Below are 19,360 nucleotides of genomic sequence, written 5' to 3'. Positions count from 1 at the left end.
TTCCCGGCGATGCGATCGCCTACCATCGCACGGCCGACGCAAACAGCTTTCGCGAAACCGACCCAAGCCGGACGCCTGCGTGACAACACCGCTATGAAGAGGGGCGGCGCCGATCGCCCAGTCTGTTCGGGCGCTCTCTGTTCAGGCGATCAGCACGCGCGGTTCGAACCGGCCGTTGACGGGGATGTCGATGAGGAAGGTCATGCCCGCCTGCGGATCGAGCTTGCGCTGCTTGTCGTCCTTGCCCTTCCAGGCCGAGGTCACCGCCAGACGGTCGGCCTTGGCGCCGACAAAGGCGGGACAGGAGGCCTGCGTCACCGGCATGGGAATTTCGCGCAGCAATGCGCCATCGGGCGAATAGGCCTTCACCGCCGCGCCGCCCCAGACGGCATTCCACAGCACGCCATCGCGGTCGACGACGGAGCCGTCGACATAGCCCTTCGAGGAGCGATGGTCGACGAACACTTTCGGTACGCCAACCGGCAGGCCAGTCGCCGGATCGCAGGCGACGCGCATCAACAGGCCGGTCGCGGTGTCGGTGTAATAGGCGATCGTCCCGTCCTGCGAAAAGCAGATCGAGTTCGACACGGTGATGTCCGAAAACAGGCGGCGCAACTCGCCCCTGAAAAACCAGTAGATCGCGCCCGCACCCTTGCTCTCGTCCTTGGCCATCGTGCCGACCCAAAAGGCACCGCAGGGATGGACGCGGGAATCGTTGGAGCGGGTGAGCGGATTGTCGGCCTCGATGGGCGTATGCAGCGTCATCGCACCGGTCGCGACCTCGCGGACAAAAAGCCCGGTCTCGGTGGCGATCAGCTGGCGCTGGTCGTCGATGATGGCGATGGCGCTGGCCATCTGGCCAAGCTCGTGGATTTTCAGCGCGCCCGTGAGCGGCTTTTCCAGAAGCTGGCCGTTGACAATATCGAACCAGAACAGCGCATCGCTGGCCGGATCGTAGCTCGGGCCTTCGCCGAGCTGGCAGATGTGATCGGAAAAAACCGAAACCGCGCTCATCATGCTTCTCCGAACACCGCGTCCCAGGCCGCGACGGCGGCGTGCGCACGCGCCGCGACGTCGTCGACGCTCATGCCGGGCTTGAAAAGGCTTGAGCCCAGGCCGAACACCGTGACGCCCACCGCCTTGTAGCCGGCAAAATCCTTCTCCGAAACGCCGCCAACGGCACCGACCAGCGTCTGCGCCGGCAGCACCGCCCGGATGGCGGAAATGCCGGATGCGCCGAGCGCGCTCGCCGGAAAGAATTTCAAGGCCGAAGCGCCCAGCCGGATCGCCTGGAAGGCTTCCGTCGGCGTGAACACGCCAGGCATGGTCACCATGCCGTAGTGCATAGCGCGCGCCATCACCTCGGCATCGATGTTGGGGCTGACCAGCAGCCGCCCGCCGGCCTGGTGCAGGCCGTCGACATCGGCCGCCGTCAACACCGTGCCGGCCCCGATCAAGGCCGACTTCGGCAGCACTTGGACAATCCTGGCGATCGACGAGAAGGGCTGGGGCGAGTTGAGCGGCACTTCGATCGCCTCGATGCCGGCATCGAACAGCGCCTGCCCCATGGCAATCGCCTCGGTGGGTTTCAGGCCGCGCAGGATGGCGACCAGCCCGCGCTTGAGTTTTGGAAAGGCTGCGGTCTCGGTCATGCCAAGGCTCCGGTTCTGACGATCATGCCGTTTTCGCGCGCGGCTTCGGTGAGTCCGGCGCGCACCGCTTCGTCGGCGTCGACGGCGCGGACGGCAAGCCCTGCGAGGTCGAGTGCAGCCTGGTAGAGCACAGCGAGCGTACCCGAGGCAATCAGCACGACCGGCGCATCGCCGGCGCCATAGCGGCGCTTCGCCGAGGCGATCTCGCCGCCGATCAAAAGCCCGGACAGGCAGGCCGCCGCATCTTCCGACTTCAGGTCCTGCAAGAGCCCGGCGGCACGGATGGCAAACAACTTCGAGGTGACATCGCCACCCTCGCCGAGCGCGCGTTCGCACCATTGCCGGAAGAATGTATTGTCCCCGGTGACGGGAGCCGGATGCTCGCCCAGCGAATGCTTGAGGATGGAGTGCGCGGCCAGCACCGAAAACAACTCGCCGGTCGGCCATGTGCCGAAGCCGGCAACCGCGCCATCCTCGACCAGCACCCATTTCGAATGGGTGCCGGGCATGCAGGCGAGATGCCGCCCCTTTGCCGGCAAACCGGCGCCGGCCAATTGTGTTTCCTCACCGCGCATGACATCGGGCGCATCGGCCAGGCGCTGAGCGAGACCCGGCACGATGCGGATGTCGCGTTTCTGATCAGCCACGCGAGCGGCACCGCCAAGGATGGCGCCGATCGGCGCCGGTACGGTCACATACGGCGCCTCGATCCAGCCCTGACGAGAGCCGGCCATGCCGCAGATGATGACGGGCAGTGTTTCCGGCGCGCCCATGGCTGCCAGATGGCCTTCCAGAACGTTCGAAAAACCTTTTTCGCGCGCGGTGATCAGGCCGTCATCGCCGCGGCGCTCGGCCAGCACCTTGCCGCTGCCGTCGATCAGCCATGCGCGCAGCCGGGTCGTGCCCCAATCGAGCGCGGCGACCGCCGGAGCGTTGCCGGCAAATTCCGGGCTCACAGAAAACCTCCGTCGACGATCAGCATCTGCGCGGTCAGCATGCGCGAGGCGTCCGAGGCGAGGAACAGCACCGTCCCGACCATGTCGTCCGGGCGCATGACCTCCTTGATGCACTGCTTGGCAACATGGGCGGCAAGCGCCCCTTCGGTCACCCAGCGTTCCTGCTGCCGTTCGGTGATCACCCAGCCTGGCGCGACGGCGTTGACGCGGATGCGGTCAGGCCCGAGCTTGCCTGCCAGCCCCTTGGTGAGGCCGAGGATGCCCGCCTTGGCGGCGGTATAGGCCGGCATGTCAGGGTGGTTGATGAGGTAGGATGTCGAGGTGAAGTTGATGATCGAGCCGCCGCCGGCCCGCTTCATGCCCGGTGCCACCGCCTGCGCGGTGAAGAAATGTGGTCTGAGGTTGATCGCCTGGTTGTTGTCCCAGAACTCCACCGTCACGTCCTCGACGGCGTGGCGCTCGTCCCAGGCGGCATTGTTGACCAGCACGGTGACATCGCCATGCGCCTGTGCCGCCCTGGCAGCCGAGGCGCGCAGCGCCTCGATGTCGCGCAGGTCGGTCTTGAGGTAGAGCGGCCGGCGGCCGAATTCCTTCTCGATGCGGTCGGCAAGCAGCGTGCTCGGCCCCTCGGCGATGTCGATGAAGGCGACATTGGCACCCTGGCGCACGAAACCCTCGGTCAGCGCCGCGCCGATCCCGGAACCGCCGCCGGTGATCAGCACCGAGGCTCCCTTGAGGTCGGCAAAATCCGCCGATGGCATCATATTCTTCTCTCCCGGCGCATGACCCCGAAAATCGGATCGATTTTCGGACAGGGATCATGCGCAAATATAAGTTGCTACAGCGTCCTTTGCGCGTCCCAAGGACGCGCGGTGCTGTAGGCATGAACGGCGCGCATCCTAGCCACGCAAGTCGCGCGGGCAAGGGCGAAACGTCGGATTTGCAGGCTTATGTCGGACAAAACGACAATGCGCCGCACCGGAAGCGCGCCGCGATATCGGCGGAATGTCGATTAGGCCGAAAGCGCCGGTCAGATCGCCTTGGCGCGCAGGGCGCCACGGAAGGAATCGCGGAGATAGCCGAGCGTGGCGTCGGCATCGACCGGCTTGCCGAACAGATAACCCTGCCCGCCGGCGCAGCCGAACTGGACCAGGCGATCGGCCTGCGCTTCCTCTTCTATGCCTTCGGCGACCACATCCATGCCCAACCCTTCGCACATGGCGAGAATGGCGCGGATGATGTGTTCGGACGGGCGGTCGTCGAGAATGGAGGCGACGAAGGCGCGGTCGATCTTGAGCTTGTCGAAATGGAATTCGCGCAGGCGGCCGAGCGAAGACTGGCCGGTGCCGAAATCGTCGAGCGAGACGCGGATGCCGACGCGCCGTAGATCCTCGACGATCTGCGCGGCGGAGGCCGGGTCGTTCATCAGGCCGGTCTCGGTGATCTCGATCTCGAGACGGCGCGGATCGAAGCCGGTGCGGTCGAGGATCGCCAATATGTGCAGGCCGGTGTTCTGGTCGACGAGCTGCGAGGGCGACAGGTTGAACGACAGGAACAGGTCGCTCGGCCAGCTCCTCGCCGCCTCGGTCGCCTTGCGCAGCACCAGCTGCGACAGCGGGCCGATGATGCCGCGCTCCTCGGCGATGGGGATGAAGACCGTCGGCGGCACCGCGCCGAGATCGCGATCGGTCCAGCGCGCCAGCGTCTCGAAGCCGATGGTGCGGCGCGTGGTGAGGTCGACGATCGGCTGGAAATGCGGTTCCACCTCGCCGGCCGAGACGGCGCGGCGCAGCGCCTGCTCGATGCGGGTGACGCGCTTGGCCGCCTCTTCCATCTCGCGGGTGTAGACGACGACGCGGCCACGGCCGGAACGCTTGGCGTGGTAGAGCGCCGTCTCGGCCTTGTTGACGAGGATCTCGGTGGTCTCGTCGCCGGAATAGAACAGCGAGCAGCCGACCGAGGCCGACAGCCTGGCGGTGCGTTCGCCGACATCGTAGGGCGCCGACAGGATCTCGATCAGCATGCGGGCTTTTTCCGCCGCCGCGTCCTCGGAGAACACCAGCGGATAGAGGAAGGCGAATTCGTCGGCGCCGATGCGGCAGACCGTCGAATGGCCGTCCATCGAGGCGCGCAGCCGCATGGCGACCTGGATCAGGATGTCGTCGCCGGCCTTGTGACCGAACAGATCGTTGATAGGCTTGAAGCCATCGAGGTCGAGAATGCCGACTGTGAAGGGCGCGGGATCATCGGCGCGGTCGCTGATCAGGCGATCGACCTTGTCGAAGAAGCGGCGATGGTTGCCAAGCCCGGTCAACGGATCGGTGAAGGCCAGATCCGTGCTCTCCCTGTTTGCCTGACCGGTGCCAAACGGAGTTTGCATCGGTGTCCCTGTTTTAACGTCGGAATTTGTGTCGGAGACTGCCAGCAAACCCTTTAGGAAACGTATCTCGAAAATCGATTTTTCGCGGCCGGAACGTAATCCGGAAAAGCGGAATCCGGGTTTCACCGGCGATCTTGCCGGGGCAGAAAGCCGGATACCCCGGGGAGCCGGCTAAACCAAGCGTCAAGCCTTTGTTTTCGCGCTGATTTTCAGCCGCCGAGCTTGACGCGATAGAGCTCGAGCTGGGCACCCCGTGTCTCCGCCACCGGCTCCAGCCAGTCCGGCAAATTGCCGCGCGTCAGCCCGGCCAGAAAGCCGTCCGGCGCCCTGCCGACGAGCAGGCGGGTTTCCGGGTTGCCGCGGCAGAGCGCGACAAGCCCGACATGGTGGCTTTCGACCACCGACCTGGCATCGGCGGCCGATCCGAGGAAGGTATCGAGTGCAAGCAGGTTTCCCGCGACGTTGCGATGATACGGCCCGGCGAACACGCGATGTCCGGAATAGGCCAGGATGGGCGAGCCAAGATTGGAAATGGCGAGCACGGTGGTGTCCGGCAGCTGGCTGAGCGCTGCGAACGAGGTCTTGCCTTGGCAGTTCCCATCGACACTGGCGGCCTTGACGGCCTCAGCGGTTTCGAAGGCGCTCGATGCAGCCACGGCCGCGCACGCCCAGAGTGCGTTGACCGAGACCAGCCAGGCCGCGGCCACCCTGAGCGCGGAACCGCGCGATGGGCTGGCTTCGGCCCGCTGCCGCCATTTGGCGATCCAGGCGCAAAGCGGGATCACCGCCAAGGCAATGGAGAAGGTCGAGCCGCGCACTTGCCAGGCACTGACCAGGAACGCCACCACCAGCAGCGCGCCAACGAGGCTGTCCTGCCGCCGCGAGCCGCCACGGCCGAGGCCAAGCGCCATCAGCAGGATCGCCGCCAGTGGCGTGGCGAAACGCTCCACCACCGCGACCTGGTTGTAGATGACGAGCTTGTACAGCGACTGCGCCTCTTCGATGTTGTCGAGCCACAATTCCTTGAGGCGCGGATCGAGGTTCGCATAGGGGGCTGCCAGGCATTGCGGGAAAAGCGACACCACGACAGCGCCCAGCACGAGCACAAGCAGGCCGAGCGCAAACAGGCGACGGCCGAGCGTGGCGTTAGCCATGTCGAGCGATGCCACGGCGGCAAGGCCGCATCCGGCGACCGCGGCCATCACGAACTGCACTGTCGAGAAAGCATCGCATTGCGGCTGGCCCCACGCCGATGGGGCGATGGTGGTGAGGAAGACCAGCCCCGAAACGACGGCAAAGCCAAGGCCGAAATCCCTGGCGATCCGCCCCTCGCCGCTGGGGTCGGCGACAAACAGCAGGGCAATGCACGCGCCGATGGTGGCGACGTAGGGCGCCGTTTCCATGCCGACGGCCAGCATCAGCGCCGCGCACAGGCCCGCGAGCAGCGCGGCCCAGCGCTGCTCGGGTGCATCGAGCAGCAAGCTCAGGCAGGCCATGGTCAGCGTCAGCTGGACATTGTGATGATCGAGCGAGCCGGGCGAAAAGATGCCGATGAAGTGCAGCGCCGCGGCGCCGATGACGACGGCCGGCAGCACGGCTGCGGCACCGGCGAAACTGCGCGCCGCGCGGGCGGTAAAGAGCAAAGCGAGGTAGAAGAGCAGCGCCGGCCAGAGCACCTCGGCGATGGTCTCGGCCCTGGCCATGCTGCCGGTCAGCGCCGAGGCTACGAGAACGATTGCGGCGAGCGGCGCGTCGACCAGCCGCGACCAGTGCATGATGAAGCCGCCTTCAAGACCCATCCGGTACTGATGCAGGTCGAACCAGCCCTGGCCGGCCAGCATGTCGCGAACCTCGACCAGCCGCAGCAGATTGTCATTGTCGCCGCCGGCGTCGGTCAAGTCGCGGAATCCGCTGAGAGCGCTGACGGCAACCATCACCAGCGTGGCGACGAGCACGAGCGCAAGGTCGTTGCGCCGTGACGGAAGTGGCTTGGCCTCGACGGAGATCATGGTATCGGCAGGAGTCACGGGACGGCCTCTGGGCGCTCTTTTCGCGACGGAAGTTATCGCGAACTCACTGCGCAAATCTTAAACCAGCCTTGCACGTCGTCGCATCGCGTCGGCGGGCCGCCGTCGAATGCCTTCACGCGGCTCTTTGATCGTCGCGAAACACCCAGACCGATGAGAGCACATAGCTCGCGGCGCTTGCGGCGACCGTGATAATGGCTGACATGATCAGCGGCGAGGCGGAAAATATCGACACCGCGACATGGGCGGACAGGCCTGCAAACGCTGCGCAGACCAGCTGGGTGACGAGATAGCGTGGAAACGCATGGACGTGGTCGTGGCGTCCCTCGAACGTCCAGCCACGTTGTGCCGAATACGCCACGACGAAGGCCAGCATATAGGCGATGACGCTTCCGACGAATGGCGGCAAACCGGCCGACACCAAGGCCCATGACAGCATGAACAACAGCAGCGCCGCGCCAACGCCGACGATGACAAACCGGACAAGCCGTACCGCGGCGAATCTTCGTAGAAGCCGGCTCATTTTTCGGCAGTCGCGGCGGCTTCGCCGGATCCGCCGGGCTGGCCGGCTTTCAGCCGCTTGACCGGAATCTCCAGGACACCGAGCAGGAATGCCGAAAAGAAGGCCTGGAACGAAATGACGATCAGGCTCAGGCCCAGCACGACGATGCGCGGGATTTCGGAATCGTTCAGCGGGCCGAAGCCAAGATGCGCCCAGCGCAGCACCGCATAGCCGAAGAACAGGACGCCGCCGGCAAAGCAGATGCCGGCATTGGCGGCAAGACGGTCGGTGCTGATGGTCCTTCTCAGCCAGTCGGACCCGCGGCTGCGCGGCAGGATGCCGGTGATCTCGGCATAGTATCGCGATATGGCGCCGAAGGTGATGAGCTGGATGCCGGTGATGATCATGAAGCAGGCGGCGACGAAAGTGTTGAGGTCGAGCGACAGATTGTCGATCACCCGCAGCGGTCCAAACACCAGCAGGGCCGCGAACAGCATGCCCAGGCCGCACAACGCCGCGCCCGGGATGAAGAACATCCAGCGCGGATTGTAGACGAGCAGGAATTTGAGATGCCGCCAGCCGTCACGCCAGGTCCTGAGATGCGGCGGCCGGCTGCGGCCGTCGGGCTTGAGCGTGGTCGGCACTTCCTCGATGCGCAGCCCGGCAAGCGCGCTGCGCACCACCATTTCGCTGGCGAATTCCATGCCGGTTGTCTGCAGGTCGAGCTTGCGGATGCTCTCGGCATTGAAGCCACGCAGGCCGCAGTGGAAGTCCCCGGTCTTGATGCGGAAAAACAGGCGGCCGACGAAGCTCAGCACCGGATTGCCGAGATAGCGATGCAGCGGCGGCATGGCGCCGGTTTCGATGCCGCCCTGGAAGCGATTGCCCATGACCAGGTCGGCGCCGTCGCGCAGGCGCGTCATGAAGGCATCCAGCGCGCCGAAATCGTAGCTGTCGTCGGCATCGCCCATGATGATGAAGCGCCCCCTGGCGGCGGCGATGCCGCCGAGAAGTGCCGCGCCATAGCCCTTCTGCGCCACCGGAACGACACGAGCGCCGTCCTGGGCCGCGATCTCCTGCGAACCGTCGGTGCTGCCATTGTCCGCGATCAGCACCTCACCCAGGATTCCGGCCTTGTCGAGGAAAGCCCTGGCCTTGCCGATGCAAACGGCCAGCGTCTCGGCCTCGTTGAGGCACGGCATCAGGATGGTGAGTTCAAGCTGTTTGGTCGCGGCGGCGCGGATGGCGGTGAGCGCGTTCATGGTCGTTGTTCCATCGAGGGCCCCCATCCGGCGCCTGCCGTTGGGGTATTCGAGGCCTATTCTTGTACAGCAAGGCTTAAGAAAACGATGACGCGGCCGCTTGTCTTGTCGCGATTGGGCTGGCGGGGATTGTGCCCTGCTGTTGCCGATCTTCAGATGTCGCGATTGGCAGAAGGCGCGGCGACCCTTATATCGCTCTCGTCGACTGCGCTGGGGACCCGCCATGAAGCTGAAAATCGCCGTCCAGATGGACCATATCTCCACCGTGTCGATCGCCGGCGACACGTCGTTCGCGCTGTCGCTGGAAGCGCAGCGGCGCGGCCACCAATTGTTCCATTACACGCCCGACCGGCTGTCGCTACGCGACGGCAAGGTGTTTGCGCGCATCGAGGAGATGCAGGTGCGCGACGAGAAGGGCAGCCATTACTCGCTGGGCGACAAGGTGCGCACCGACCTGTCGGAGATGGACGTCGTCCTGCTGCGCCAGGATCCGCCCTTCGACATGAACTACATCACCACCACGCATATCCTCGAGCGCATCCACCCGAAGACGCTGGTCGTCAACGACCCGGCCTGGGTGCGCAACAGCCCGGAAAAGATCTTCGTCACCGAGTTTGCCGACCTGATGCCGGACACGCTGATCACCAAGGACAGCCAAGAAGTCGCCGCCTTCCGCAAGGAATTCGGCGACATCATCGTCAAGCCGCTCTACGGCAATGGCGGCGCCGGCATCTTCCATCTGCACGAGGCCGACCGCAACCTCGCCTCGCTGCTCGAAATGTTCGGCCAGCTGTTCCGCGAGCCCTATATCGTGCAGCGCTACCTCAAGGATGTGCGCAAGGGCGACAAGCGCATCATCCTGATCGACGGCGAGCCGGTCGGCGCCATCAACCGCGTGCCGGCCGAGCATGATTCCCGCTCCAACATGCATGTCGGCGGCCGCGCCGAGAAGACCGAACTGACCGAGCGCGAGCGCGAGATCTGCGCCCGCATCGGGCCGTCGCTCAGGGAACGCGGCTTCATCCTGGTCGGCATCGACGTCATCGGCGACTACATGACCGAGATCAACGTTACCTCGCCGACCGGCGTGCGCGAAGTGCAGCGCTTCGGCGGCGCCGACGTTGCCAGCCTGTTCTGGGATGCGGTCGAGGGGAAGCGGAAGTAACCTCCGACACCCTGCTGCCTAAGCGACCCTGGAGGAGAAATGTGGCAAGCATCCTATATGAAAATGTCTTTTTAATACTCGCCGTTTGTTTCGGTATTGCGGCATCACTGGTGAATTTATTTGGGTTGACAGCATGCGAGGTAAATTCTTTCGTCCTCTCGACGAGAAGGACCGAAGCCTTTACGGACTTGCTTCGATACTGGTTATCCTGGCAGTCATTTTCATGGCTGCTCATATTCACTCCCTGGGTGGATCGAAATGAGACCTGCCGCGAGACTGGGGCTGACAATTCTGTGACGATGTCGCGCCTCCCTGCGGTCATAGGCACACAGCGATATTTTCCGTTTTCAGTTCGTATTAACCATGTTCCGCCTTTTCAACCGGGGTCAATCCGGCTGCAACCATAGCGATTGCCTTGTTCTCGTAATGTTCTTGATTTGACCGGCAATCTGTGATTGTCTTCTGCCGGGGCCACGTTCCAGGCCTATCGCATGGGTTGCGGCCCATATCCGGGGTGGGAAAATGGTGGCGCGGGTTCGCACGGTCGCTTTCCAGGGCATCGAGGCCGTGCCGGTCGACGTGCAGGTGATGATCGCGCCCGGCAAGGTCGGCATGCAGATCGTCGGCCTGCCCGACAAGGCGGTGGCCGAAAGCCGTGAGCGGGTGCAGGCGGCGCTGCATGCGTCGGGCCTGTCGATGCCGTCGAAGAAGGTGACGGTCAATCTGGCGCCGGCCGACCTGCCCAAGGAAGGCAGCCATTACGATCTGCCGATCGCGCTTGGCCTGATGGCCGCGCTTGGCGCCATTCCGGGCGACATGCTGGCCGGTTATGTCGTGCTTGGCGAATTGTCGCTCGACGGCACCATTGCCGCCGTCGCCGGTGCCCTGCCGGCGGCGATCGGCGCCAATGCCGAGGGCAAGGGGCTGATCTGTCCGTTCGCCTGCGGGCCGGAAGCCGCCTGGGCCGGCAAGGACTTCGATATTCTGGCGCCGCGCAGCCTGATCGCCATCGCCAACCATTTCCGTGGCACGCAGGTGCTGTCGCGGCCGGAGGCCGGTATCCACCCCGCGGCGCGCGACCTGCCCGACCTTGCCGACATCAAGGGCCAGGAGACGGCCAAGCGGGCGCTGGAAGTGGCGGCGGCCGGCGGCCACAATCTGCTGATGGTCGGCCCGCCAGGCTCGGGAAAATCGATGCTGGCGCAGCGGCTGCCGTCGATCCTGCCGCCGCTGGCGCCGAAGGAATTGCTCGAAGTCTCGATGATCGCCTCGGTGGCGGGCGAGCTCGGCGAAGGCAAGCTGACCGACCGGCGGCCGTTCCGCGCCCCGCACCATTCGGCCTCGATGGCGGCAATGGTCGGCGGCGGGTTGCGCGCACGGCCGGGCGAAGTCTCGCTCGCCCACCACGGCGTGCTGTTCCTCGACGAGTTCCCCGAGTTCACGCCGCAGACGCTCGACGCGCTGCGCCAGCCGCTGGAGACGGGCGACTGCATGATCGCGCGCGCCAACCACCGCGTCACCTATCCGGCGCGCATCCAGCTGGTGGCGGCGATGAACCCGTGCCGCTGCGGCATGGCCGGCGAACCGGGCTATCGCTGCCTGCGCGGCGAACGCTGCCGCACCGATTATCAGGCACGCATTTCCGGTCCGCTGCTCGACCGCATCGACCTGCGGATCGAAGTGCCGGCGGTCTCGGCCAGCGACCTGATAAGGCCGGATCGAGCGGAGAAGAGTGCTGATGTGGCGCTGCGCGTCGCACGCGCCCGCACCCTGCAGCGCGAGCGTTTCGAACGGCTCGGCGTGACCAGCGCCACCACCAACGCCCATTGCGCACCTTCTGTCATCGAGGACATCGCGATGCCCGACGCAGCCGGCCTGTCGCTGCTCAAGGACGCCAGCGAGAAACTCGCTTTCTCGGCGCGGGCCTATCACCGCGTGCTGAAAGTGGCGCGCACGCTGGCCGACCTCGACGCCAGCGAAACCGTCGGCCGCATCCATCTTGCCGAGGCGATTTCCTATCGCATGAGTTCGGAACGCGTGGCGCAGGCGGCGTAGAGCGCCTTCCGCCGTCGCCAATCACTTCCGCAGCACCCAGGTACTGTCTCGCCCCAAAAGCCGGCATCCATGCCTCGGTGCGCGACCTGCTTCGTGAGCGCACCGGCTGGATCCCACGAAGCCGGTGAAGCGAGTGCGCTCCGAATGCGTCGCCTCGTCCGGCTTTTGCGAGATGCGCAGCCTCGTCGGCTGCCGCTCATGAAGGAAGTTCATCCCGCCATTTGATAGCTTCCATCTCGACGCGGACCGCGTCCTGAACGTCGATGACCTGATGGACGTCGAATTGGAACGCCGGGAAGGTCGAACACATTTTGTGGACTACCAGCGGGTCATCTGCCTCGATCAGCATGCTGCCACCCCATTCACCCACCCGCGCCACGAAGGCATGTACCTTGACTTCGCTGGGTATCTCCCAGTGCCGGAAGATTTTCAGGATGCGCTTTTGGACGTTCTCGTATTCGATCGCCGATCCCTGTGGCCGCTCGTTCCAATTTACGAGGTATTTCATAATCTCCTCCCTCTGGGGTGACCGTAAATCCCCGAGCGGCATTGTAGCTCCCCTCCTTCAAAAAGAGGTAGGCATCACGACAGGAAAGGCGGTGAATCTGTCCGACATTTGAGAACGTATGAAGAACTCATTCGGCCTGACGGTGGATGCGGCTGATTTTGGGCGTAGAGGGCCTCGTAAAGCACGGTTTTGCCGATTTTCACGCGCGCGACCAGCCCGTCGCTGGGAGCTACAGGTGCGGCTTCGGGGGAGCCACCTATGCTAACATTGTGGTCAATTAAACCGCGCGTCGGGCCGATCCGCCTTTGCCCGGATCAATCGGTCGCGGGGATCAACTTCTGCAGCGTCGGCGTCAGGATCATGCCGAAGGTCAAGACATCGCCATAGGCTCGCGCGGAAAGCATTGCCCCGTGGACGGTCGCCATGAAGGCTTCCGCTTCCACACGCGGCGCATTCGATATTGCCAGTGTCCTCTGTTCTGCGCCGCGCTCGATGACGCCAGTCAGCCATCCCGAGAGAAACTGGAAATACGCCCGGACTTCCACGGCAACCTCCGGCGGAAGGGCGGGCAGCTCGCTGGCAAGCAGCGCGCAGACGCAGAACGGCACGCTCGCATCCTCGATGCATCGGGCCCAGATGCCGGCATAGGTTCGAAGCAACTCGGGCGGTTCGGGGACATCGCGCTCGAGCCCTCCCATGCCGATGACGGCATCCTCGAGGTAACGCTTGAGCAGGGTCTGCACGAGGTCGACCTTGCTGGGGAAATGGTGATGGATGCTGGCTTTGCGGATGCCAACCACCTCGGCGATATCGGCGTAGCTGAATCCATTGTAGCCGCCCGCGACGATGAAGGCTCGCGCGGCGGCCAGGATCTCGTCGGCGGTGTTCGAAGGCTTGCTCATGACTTGCTCCGGCGGAGGGCTCCTCTGCACTTAGAGCGGTTCGCCGTTTCATGGAAACCGGCGAACCGCTCTAACCCGTTTGTTTTGAAGCGATTCCCAAGGAAAAGCGCTAACACTTTTGCTGGCATTGCCCTAACTTGCGACCCGCGGCGACTTGCGAAGGACGTCGCTGACCGACAGCCACAGAGCGGACACGAAGAAGTAGAAGGCGCCGAACGCGGCATAAGGTGCAACATTGGTGATGCCGATGATCTCCGTGCCGCCGGCCATCTTGACGAAGAACAGACCCGCCAGCGCCGATTGGGCGCCGCTCAGGATCATCGGCCATTGCGCACCGTTGGTTTTCCAGCGCCGCGCCGCGGTCAGGAGCTGAAACACGCCGGAGACAACGGCCCAGACGCCGTAGACCGAGAGCACCGCATTCATGCTGTGACCGAGCGCGATGGCGACCGCAATCGTGGCGACGATGCTGACGGCGAAGTTCAGCAATTGCGACTTGTTGCGGCCGAGCCCGCCGGTGCGCCGGGCGTCGATGTAATTCGCAAGCGCATCCCATGCAGGATAGGCAACCAGCATGGCGGCAGCGAGCGGCGGGCTGCTTTTCGCGACGGTGAAAGCCGCCACAACCCAGGCTGCCGATACGGCAAACCGCAGATAGTAATAGCTTTTGAGCCAGCCGTTTGATGACGGGCTCTGATCGTTCATTTGTCCAGGCATGATGGGGTCTCTCGTTTAATCTACCTACCAACTAGTAGGTAGATTAGTGGTCGTCAAGGCGCCTGGAACTGATTGCCGGTCACCTCGACATCGCATTTATGTGATCAGCGTTCGCTTGCGCCTGCGCTGGCGCCAAGGAACGACAGTGGCTGCTTTAGGCATGTTTTTGACTTGAGTGGCAGCCTTCGCTAGCGCGCGCACTGGCCGGCGCCAGCGAGACGGTCGGGCGCATCCACAGCGTCGAGGCGCTTTTCAGGTCCTATCGCGCGCCTTCAGCTCCAGCCGCCGCGCGTGCAGCACCGGCTCCGTATAGCCGTTGGGCTGGCTGGTTCCCTTGAACACCAGGTCACAGGCGGCCTGGAAGGCGATGGAGGTGTCGAAATCCGGCGCCATCGGCCGGTAGAGCGTATCGCCGACATTCTGGCGGTCGACGATGGCCGCCATGCGCTGCAGGGAATCGCGTACCTGGATCTCCGAACACACCTTGTGGCGCAGCCAGTTGGCGATGTGCTGCGAGGAGATCCGCAGCGTGGCGCGGTCTTCCATCAGGCCGACATCGTTGATGTCGGGCACTTTCGAGCAGCCGACGCCCTGGTCGATCCAGCGCACGACATAGCCCAGAATGCCTTGCGCGTTGTTGTCGAGTTCGCGCTGGATCTCGTCGGGTGTCCAGTTCGGCCGCACGGCCACCGGAACGGACAAGATATCGTCGAGTTTCGCCTTCGGCCGGCTCTTCAACGCCGCCTGCACGGCATGGACGTCGACCTTGTGATAGTGCGTGGCATGCAAGGTCGCGGCCGTCGGCGACGGCACCCAGGCGGTGTTGGCGCCGGCCTTGGGATGCGCGATTTTCTGTTCCAGCATCGCCGCCATCAGATCCGGCATCGCCCACATGCCCTTGCCGATCTGGGCATGGCCGGCGAGCCCGCATTCGAGCCCGGTGTCGACATTCCAGGCCTCGTAGGCGGAGATCCAGGCGGCCTGCTTCATGTCGCCCTTGCGGATCATCGGGCCGGCTTCCATCGAGGTGTGGATCTCGTCGCCGGTGCGGTCGAGGAAGCCGGTGTTGATGAACACCACGCGTTCCTTCGCGGCGCGGATCGCTTCCTTGAGGTTGATAGTAGTACGCCGCTCCTCGTCCATGATGCCCATCTTGATGGTGTTCTTCGCCATGCCGAGCAGCGCCTCGACACTGTCGAAGATCTCGACGGCGAAAGCGACTTCCTCCGGCCCGTGCATCTTGGGCTTCACCACATACATCGAGCCGGCGCGGGAATTGGCGCGGCGGCCTTTCGACCCGACATCGTGCAACGCGATCAGCGCCGTCAGCGCGGCGTCCATGATGCCTTCCGGCACCTCGTTGCCGTCGCGGTCCAGGATCGCCGGATTGGTCATCAGGTGGCCGACGTTCCTGACCAGCATCAGCGAGCGGCCGGGCAACGTCAGCGTGCCGCCGCCGGGCGCGGTGTAGGCGCGGTCGGGGTTGAGCTTGCGGACAAACGTCTTGCCGCCCTTGCTGATCTCTTCGGCGAGGTCGCCCTTCATCAGGCCGAGCCAGTTGTGGTAGACCACGACCTTGTCCTCCGCATCCACCGCCGCGACCGAATCCTCGCAGTCCTGGATGGTGGTCAGCGCCGATTCCAGGAGGACGTCGGCAATGCCCGCCGGATCGGTGCGGCCGATCTGGTTGGCGCGGTCGATGACGATCTCGATGTGCAGTCCGTTCTTCACCAGCAGCACGGCATCGGGGTTGGCGGCATCGCCGCGATAACCGACGAATTGCGTGGGGTCGGCCAGCGTGGTGCCGCCGGCGCCGGCGCCAAGCTTCAGCGCGCCATGCGCCACCGACAGGCCGTTGACCCCCGCCCATTTGCCCGAGGTGAGCGGCACCGACTGGTCGAGGAAATCCTTGGCCCAGGCGATGACCTTGGCGCCGCGCGCCGGGTTGAAGCCTTTACCCTTTTCCGCGCCGCCGGTCTCGGGAATGGCATCGGTGCCATAGAGCGCATCGTAGAGCGAACCCCAGCGCGCATTGGCGGCGTTGAGCGCATAGCGCGCATTCATCACCGGCACCACCAGCTGCGGCCCGGCAACAACGGCGATTTCGGGATCGACATTTCCCGTCGACACGCTGAAGGCCGGCCCTTCGGGAACGAGATAACCGATCTCTTTCAGGAAGCCCCTGTAAGCCTCCATGTCGACCGGCGCGCCATTGTCGCGATACCAGCCGTCGAGTTTTTCCTGCATGGCGTCGCGTTTTTTGAGCAGCGCCCGGTTCTTCGGCGCGAGGTCGTGGACGATGGCCGAAAAACCGTTCCAGAACGCATCTGCGGCGATGCCGGTGCCGGGCACGGCCTCGCCAGCCACAAAATCATGCAGCGCGCGGGCAATCCGCAATCCAGCGATCTCGATGCGATCGGTCATCAGCTTGTCTCCAGACGAAAGGCTCGGGCGGGCCTTTGGCATGTCAGGTCTACAGGGTCAATTCGGCTTAAGGTGAAGGGGACATTTAGGCAAGGTTGGCGAAGCTGCGTCCTTCTCCCCGTTCTATGGGGAGAAGATGGCGGCAGCCAGATGAGGGGGCGGCGCGGCGTTGGCCGAACGGGCGGCACAGTGAAACTGCATTCCCTTGGCTTTGCCCCTCATCCGCCCTTCGGGCACCTTCTCCCCATGAACGGGGAGAAGGAAGGCGCTCACATCGCGATCCTTGGCCGTCCCGAGGCGACCGCCACCACATGCGCCTCAATGAACATGCGCTGGGCTTCGACGGTGGAAACCTTGAACTCGGTCGCGACGTCGATCTCGGCATTGTCGGTACCGGCGTCCCGGGCGCGCTCGGCCACGATCGCTCGCACATCGGCCTCGGCAGCGGCGATCGCCGCAGCCTCGTCGAGGAAATCGCGCACCGTTTCTCCGGAGGCCAGACGGAACAGCCCTTCCCTGGGCTGGCTGACCCGCGCTTCGGCCGAGACCCTGACCTGGCCGACGACGGCGCCGAGCGCGTTGGCGACATCGGTGTCCTCGGGCACCACGCAGTCATTGCCGACCAGGGGCGCCAGGCCGGCGTAGTGCAGCGGCGCGGAAGCGCCGAGGCCGATGACCGGGCGGTCGAGCGCGACGCTCAACCGGGCGATGCCGGGATGGGCATCGACGGCGCGCTGCACCAGCGCGTGCGCCACGGTCGCGGCGCCATCGAGCCCGTCCTCGGCGAAGGCGGTTTCGAGGATGTATTCGGCCGACCAGCGCGTCAGCGTCACCAGCACGCGCTCCGAGATCACTTCCGGCGACGCGGCGATAGGCTGGCCACGGCCATCGCGCTTGCGGGCGAACAGCTCGGCGCCGAGGCGGGCGGTGGCGGCATCCCAATTGGCCTGCTTGCCCAGCACGTGTGCTGCGTCCGACGGGGTGAAGCCTGAGATATGCACCAGTCCACGCGAGACTAGCCGGTTCAAGGTGGCGTTCTGGGCATTGGACGTCAGCAACCTGTCGAGGGCAAGCGGCGTCGCGCCGATCGCCTCGTAAAGCCGAGCTTCCGGAGCGGTGAGGCCCGCCGCAAGCCTGTCCGGCACGCCGGTGCGCACCGCGAAGCGGCCGTCCATGCGGCCGGGATTGGGCGAACGCAGCTGGCGTTCGAGCTCCGATTTGACGGCGTCGCCATGCGCCATGCCGGCCAGCGCCAGCGGCACCAGGCGGCGCGGCCCGAGCAGGATTTTTGGATTGAGCGCGCCGTCCTCCAGCGCCACTTCGGAATCGCCGCCAAGGCCGAAGGTGCGCATGGCGACCGCCTCGACCATGGTGCGGAAGCCTCCGACGGTGGCGCCTTCGGGATCCAGGCGCGGCCGGCCCTTGTCGAGCACGGCGACATCGGTGGTGGTGCCGCCAATGTCGGAGACCACGGCATTGTCGAGCCCGGTCATGTGGCGGGCACCGACCAGGCTGGCCGCCGGACCGGACAAAATGGTCTCGATCGGCCGCTGGCGGGCGAACACCGCCGAGACCAGCGCACCGTCGCCGCGCACCACCATCAGGGGAGCGGCGATGTTGCGGGCTTGCAAAAACCCTTCGGTCGCCGCCACCAGCCGGTCGATCATCGAAATCAGCCTGGCGTTGAGCAGCGTGGTCAGCGCCCGACGCGGGCCGCCGAGCTTGGCCGAGAGTTCGTGGCTCGCGGTGACCGGCAGGCCGGTCTTGTCGCGGATCAGTTCGCGGGCGGCGATCTCATGCGCCGGGTTGCGGGTGGCGAAATAGGCGCACACGGCAAAGCCGGACACCGAGGCACCGAGTTCCGGCAGGGCCTCTTCCAGCCCTGACAGATCGAGCTTGGCGGCATTGCCGTGGACATCATGGCCGCCCGGGCAAAACACCACCGGATCGGTGCCGAGCGCGGTCTTCAGCCCATCGCGGGCGAGGTCGGCTTCGGAAAAGCCGATCATGACGAGCGCGACGCGGCCCCCCTGGCCCTCGACCAGCGCATTGGTGGCCAGCGTCGTCGACATCGAGACCAGTTTGATCGCGGCCGGATCGGTACCGGCCTTTTCGAGCACCGCGTCGACCGCGCCGGAAATGCCGACAGCGAGATCATGCCTGGTGGTCAGCGCCTTGGCCTTGGCCAGCACCTTGCCCTTGTTCGGCCCCTGCTGCGGGCCCTCCGTCTCGGACCACAGCACGGCATCGGTGTAGGTGCCGCCGGTGTCGATGCCGAGGAACAGAGGTTTTGACTTGGTCTTGGCGGTCATTGGCAGTCCGGGCGGTGGGGAATTTTGCTTCCCGCCCTTAGCCTATCGCGGCCGGCCGATAAAGCCACGAGCGCTGGGCCAACACGCGATGACCGCAATAGGAGCCCCGATCTCCCCTTGGGAGGGGATCGGCGGCTTTGACCGCAACGCCAGGGGCCCTCTGGCGAGGATGCCGCTATTTGGCTGTGACAATGCCCTTCATCGAGCTGTGGATCGCACAATGGAATGGATGTGCGCCGGCCGCCGATACCTTGACCTTGGCGCTCTTGCCGGTGGCGAGATGGCCGGTGTCGAAGGAGCCATCGAGCGCGGTGGCGGTGTGCGTCATCGAGTCGGCATTGGTGAAAGTGATGGTATCGCCAACGGCGACCGCGATTTTCGGTGGGTTAAATTTCATGCCCTTGATCTGGACCGCATGATTGGCGGCGTAGGCGGGCACGGCAAAGGCAAGCAAAGCAAGAACGAGCATGGTGCGCATGATGGATTTCCTCCTGAGCG

General features: G+C 64.9%; 16 protein-coding genes. 2 read left to right on the top strand and 14 right to left on the bottom strand.

The window, feature by feature from the left end; translation table 11 throughout:
• Positions 1 to 141: 141 nt before the first annotated feature.
• The 8 genes from AB4Z43_RS10155 to AB4Z43_RS10120 form a co-directional block, all read right to left on the bottom strand.
• Complete coding sequence (locus AB4Z43_RS10155) at positions 142 to 1,014, bottom strand: SMP-30/gluconolactonase/LRE family protein (protein WP_441937251.1); 873 nt, start codon at positions 1,012 to 1,014, stop codon at positions 142 to 144.
• On the bottom strand, positions 1,014 to 1,652 hold the full coding sequence (locus tag AB4Z43_RS10150; protein ID WP_441937249.1) for a 2-dehydro-3-deoxy-6-phosphogalactonate aldolase: 639 nt from the start codon (positions 1,650 to 1,652) through the stop codon (positions 1,014 to 1,016). Before AB4Z43_RS10150 ends, AB4Z43_RS10155 begins: the two co-directional genes overlap by 1 nt.
• A complete protein-coding gene (locus AB4Z43_RS10145; RefSeq protein ID WP_441937247.1) occupies positions 1,649 to 2,608 on the bottom strand; it encodes a 2-dehydro-3-deoxygalactonokinase in 960 nt (319 codons plus the stop codon). The genes AB4Z43_RS10150 and AB4Z43_RS10145 overlap by 4 nt, the downstream gene beginning before the upstream one ends.
• Positions 2,605 to 3,372 (bottom strand): SDR family NAD(P)-dependent oxidoreductase, encoded by a 768-nt coding sequence (locus AB4Z43_RS10140; RefSeq protein WP_019862353.1) that lies wholly within the window; start codon positions 3,370 to 3,372, stop codon positions 2,605 to 2,607. The genes AB4Z43_RS10145 and AB4Z43_RS10140 overlap by 4 nt, the downstream gene beginning before the upstream one ends.
• A gap of 266 nt (positions 3,373 to 3,638) precedes the next feature.
• Positions 3,639 to 4,988, bottom strand: coding sequence for a putative bifunctional diguanylate cyclase/phosphodiesterase (locus AB4Z43_RS10135; protein ID WP_019862352.1), 1,350 nt, complete (start codon positions 4,986 to 4,988; stop codon positions 3,639 to 3,641).
• A 209-nt stretch (positions 4,989 to 5,197) separates the two neighbouring features.
• Positions 5,198 to 7,015 (bottom strand): GtrA family protein, encoded by a 1,818-nt coding sequence (locus tag AB4Z43_RS10130; protein ID WP_441937245.1) that lies wholly within the window; start codon positions 7,013 to 7,015, stop codon positions 5,198 to 5,200.
• 115 nt (positions 7,016 to 7,130) lie between these two features.
• Entirely contained in the window at positions 7,131 to 7,538 is a 408-nt protein-coding gene (locus tag AB4Z43_RS10125) for a GtrA family protein (RefSeq protein WP_441937243.1), read from the bottom strand.
• Positions 7,535 to 8,779: a glycosyltransferase family 2 protein gene (locus AB4Z43_RS10120; protein ID WP_064985340.1), complete on the bottom strand. Its 1,245-nt coding sequence runs from the start codon at positions 8,777 to 8,779 to the stop codon at positions 7,535 to 7,537. The genes AB4Z43_RS10125 and AB4Z43_RS10120 overlap by 4 nt, the downstream gene beginning before the upstream one ends.
• 223 nt (positions 8,780 to 9,002) lie before the next feature.
• On the opposite strand from AB4Z43_RS10120, the gene gshB reads away from it, so the two are divergent.
• Complete coding sequence (gene gshB / locus AB4Z43_RS10115) at positions 9,003 to 9,944, top strand: glutathione synthase (protein ID WP_441937241.1); 942 nt, start codon at positions 9,003 to 9,005, stop codon at positions 9,942 to 9,944.
• A gap of 522 nt (positions 9,945 to 10,466) precedes the next feature.
• Positions 10,467 to 11,999, top strand: coding sequence for a YifB family Mg chelatase-like AAA ATPase (locus AB4Z43_RS10110; protein WP_441937239.1), 1,533 nt, complete (start codon positions 10,467 to 10,469; stop codon positions 11,997 to 11,999).
• A gap of 196 nt (positions 12,000 to 12,195) precedes the next feature.
• Here the strand turns inward: AB4Z43_RS10110 and AB4Z43_RS10105 are convergent, their stop codons facing one another.
• The 6 genes from AB4Z43_RS10105 to AB4Z43_RS10080 all read right to left on the bottom strand — a co-directional run bounded on the left by AB4Z43_RS10105 (position 12,196) and on the right by AB4Z43_RS10080 (position 19,340).
• Positions 12,196 to 12,507, bottom strand: a complete 312-nt coding sequence (locus AB4Z43_RS10105) for a DUF3303 domain-containing protein (protein ID WP_069090636.1) — start codon at positions 12,505 to 12,507, stop codon at positions 12,196 to 12,198.
• A 314-nt stretch (positions 12,508 to 12,821) separates the two neighbouring features.
• Positions 12,822 to 13,409, bottom strand: coding sequence for a TetR/AcrR family transcriptional regulator (locus tag AB4Z43_RS10100; protein ID WP_019862344.1), 588 nt, complete (start codon positions 13,407 to 13,409; stop codon positions 12,822 to 12,824).
• Positions 13,410 to 13,541: 132 nt separating this feature from the next.
• Positions 13,542 to 14,126 (bottom strand): DUF308 domain-containing protein, encoded by a 585-nt coding sequence (locus AB4Z43_RS10095; protein ID WP_441937236.1) that lies wholly within the window; start codon positions 14,124 to 14,126, stop codon positions 13,542 to 13,544.
• Positions 14,127 to 14,378: 252 nt separating this feature from the next.
• Entirely contained in the window at positions 14,379 to 16,550 is a 2,172-nt protein-coding gene (locus AB4Z43_RS10090) for a malate synthase G (protein WP_441937234.1), read from the bottom strand.
• A 269-nt stretch (positions 16,551 to 16,819) separates the two neighbouring features.
• Entirely contained in the window at positions 16,820 to 18,862 is a 2,043-nt protein-coding gene (locus AB4Z43_RS10085) for a hydantoinase/oxoprolinase N-terminal domain-containing protein (RefSeq protein ID WP_019862341.1), read from the bottom strand.
• 175 nt (positions 18,863 to 19,037) lie between these two features.
• Positions 19,038 to 19,340: a cupredoxin domain-containing protein gene (locus AB4Z43_RS10080; RefSeq protein ID WP_019862340.1), complete on the bottom strand. Its 303-nt coding sequence runs from the start codon at positions 19,338 to 19,340 to the stop codon at positions 19,038 to 19,040.
• Positions 19,341 to 19,360 lie beyond the last annotated feature (20 nt).

This window comes from Mesorhizobium sp. 2RAF45 (genome assembly GCF_052115225.1).
Lineage (GTDB): Bacteria > Pseudomonadota > Alphaproteobacteria > Rhizobiales > Rhizobiaceae > Mesorhizobium > Mesorhizobium jarvisii.
The sequence above is the reverse complement of the archived record's forward strand: the minus strand, read 5'-3'. Positions and strand labels throughout refer to the sequence as shown.

What these genes read in the sequence shown, in the direction of transcription:
- AB4Z43_RS10085 (WP_019862341.1), bottom strand. Translation starts at nt 18,862, where the DNA reads ATGACCGCCAAGACCAAGTCAAAACCTCTGTTCCTCGGCATCGACACC.
- AB4Z43_RS10090 (WP_441937234.1), bottom strand. Translation starts at nt 16,550, where the DNA reads ATGACCGATCGCATCGAGATCGCTGGATTGCGGATTGCCCGCGCGCTG.
- AB4Z43_RS10105 (WP_069090636.1), bottom strand. Translation starts at nt 12,507, where the DNA reads ATGAAATACCTCGTAAATTGGAACGAGCGGCCACAGGGATCGGCGATC.
- AB4Z43_RS10120 (WP_064985340.1), bottom strand. Translation starts at nt 8,779, where the DNA reads ATGAACGCGCTCACCGCCATCCGCGCCGCCGCGACCAAACAGCTTGAA.
- AB4Z43_RS10135 (WP_019862352.1), bottom strand. Translation starts at nt 4,988, where the DNA reads ATGCAAACTCCGTTTGGCACCGGTCAGGCAAACAGGGAGAGCACGGAT.
- AB4Z43_RS10110 (WP_441937239.1), top strand. Translation starts at nt 10,467, where the DNA reads ATGGTGGCGCGGGTTCGCACGGTCGCTTTCCAGGGCATCGAGGCCGTG.
- AB4Z43_RS10080 (WP_019862340.1), bottom strand. Translation starts at nt 19,340, where the DNA reads ATGCGCACCATGCTCGTTCTTGCTTTGCTTGCCTTTGCCGTGCCCGCC.
- AB4Z43_RS10125 (WP_441937243.1), bottom strand. Translation starts at nt 7,538, where the DNA reads ATGAGCCGGCTTCTACGAAGATTCGCCGCGGTACGGCTTGTCCGGTTT.
- AB4Z43_RS10140 (WP_019862353.1), bottom strand. Translation starts at nt 3,372, where the DNA reads ATGATGCCATCGGCGGATTTTGCCGACCTCAAGGGAGCCTCGGTGCTG.
- AB4Z43_RS10150 (WP_441937249.1), bottom strand. Translation starts at nt 1,652, where the DNA reads ATGACCGAGACCGCAGCCTTTCCAAAACTCAAGCGCGGGCTGGTCGCC.
- gshB (WP_441937241.1), top strand. Translation starts at nt 9,003, where the DNA reads ATGAAGCTGAAAATCGCCGTCCAGATGGACCATATCTCCACCGTGTCG.
- AB4Z43_RS10155 (WP_441937251.1), bottom strand. Translation starts at nt 1,014, where the DNA reads ATGAGCGCGGTTTCGGTTTTTTCCGATCACATCTGCCAGCTCGGCGAA.
- AB4Z43_RS10100 (WP_019862344.1), bottom strand. Translation starts at nt 13,409, where the DNA reads ATGAGCAAGCCTTCGAACACCGCCGACGAGATCCTGGCCGCCGCGCGA.
- AB4Z43_RS10095 (WP_441937236.1), bottom strand. Translation starts at nt 14,126, where the DNA reads ATGCCTGGACAAATGAACGATCAGAGCCCGTCATCAAACGGCTGGCTC.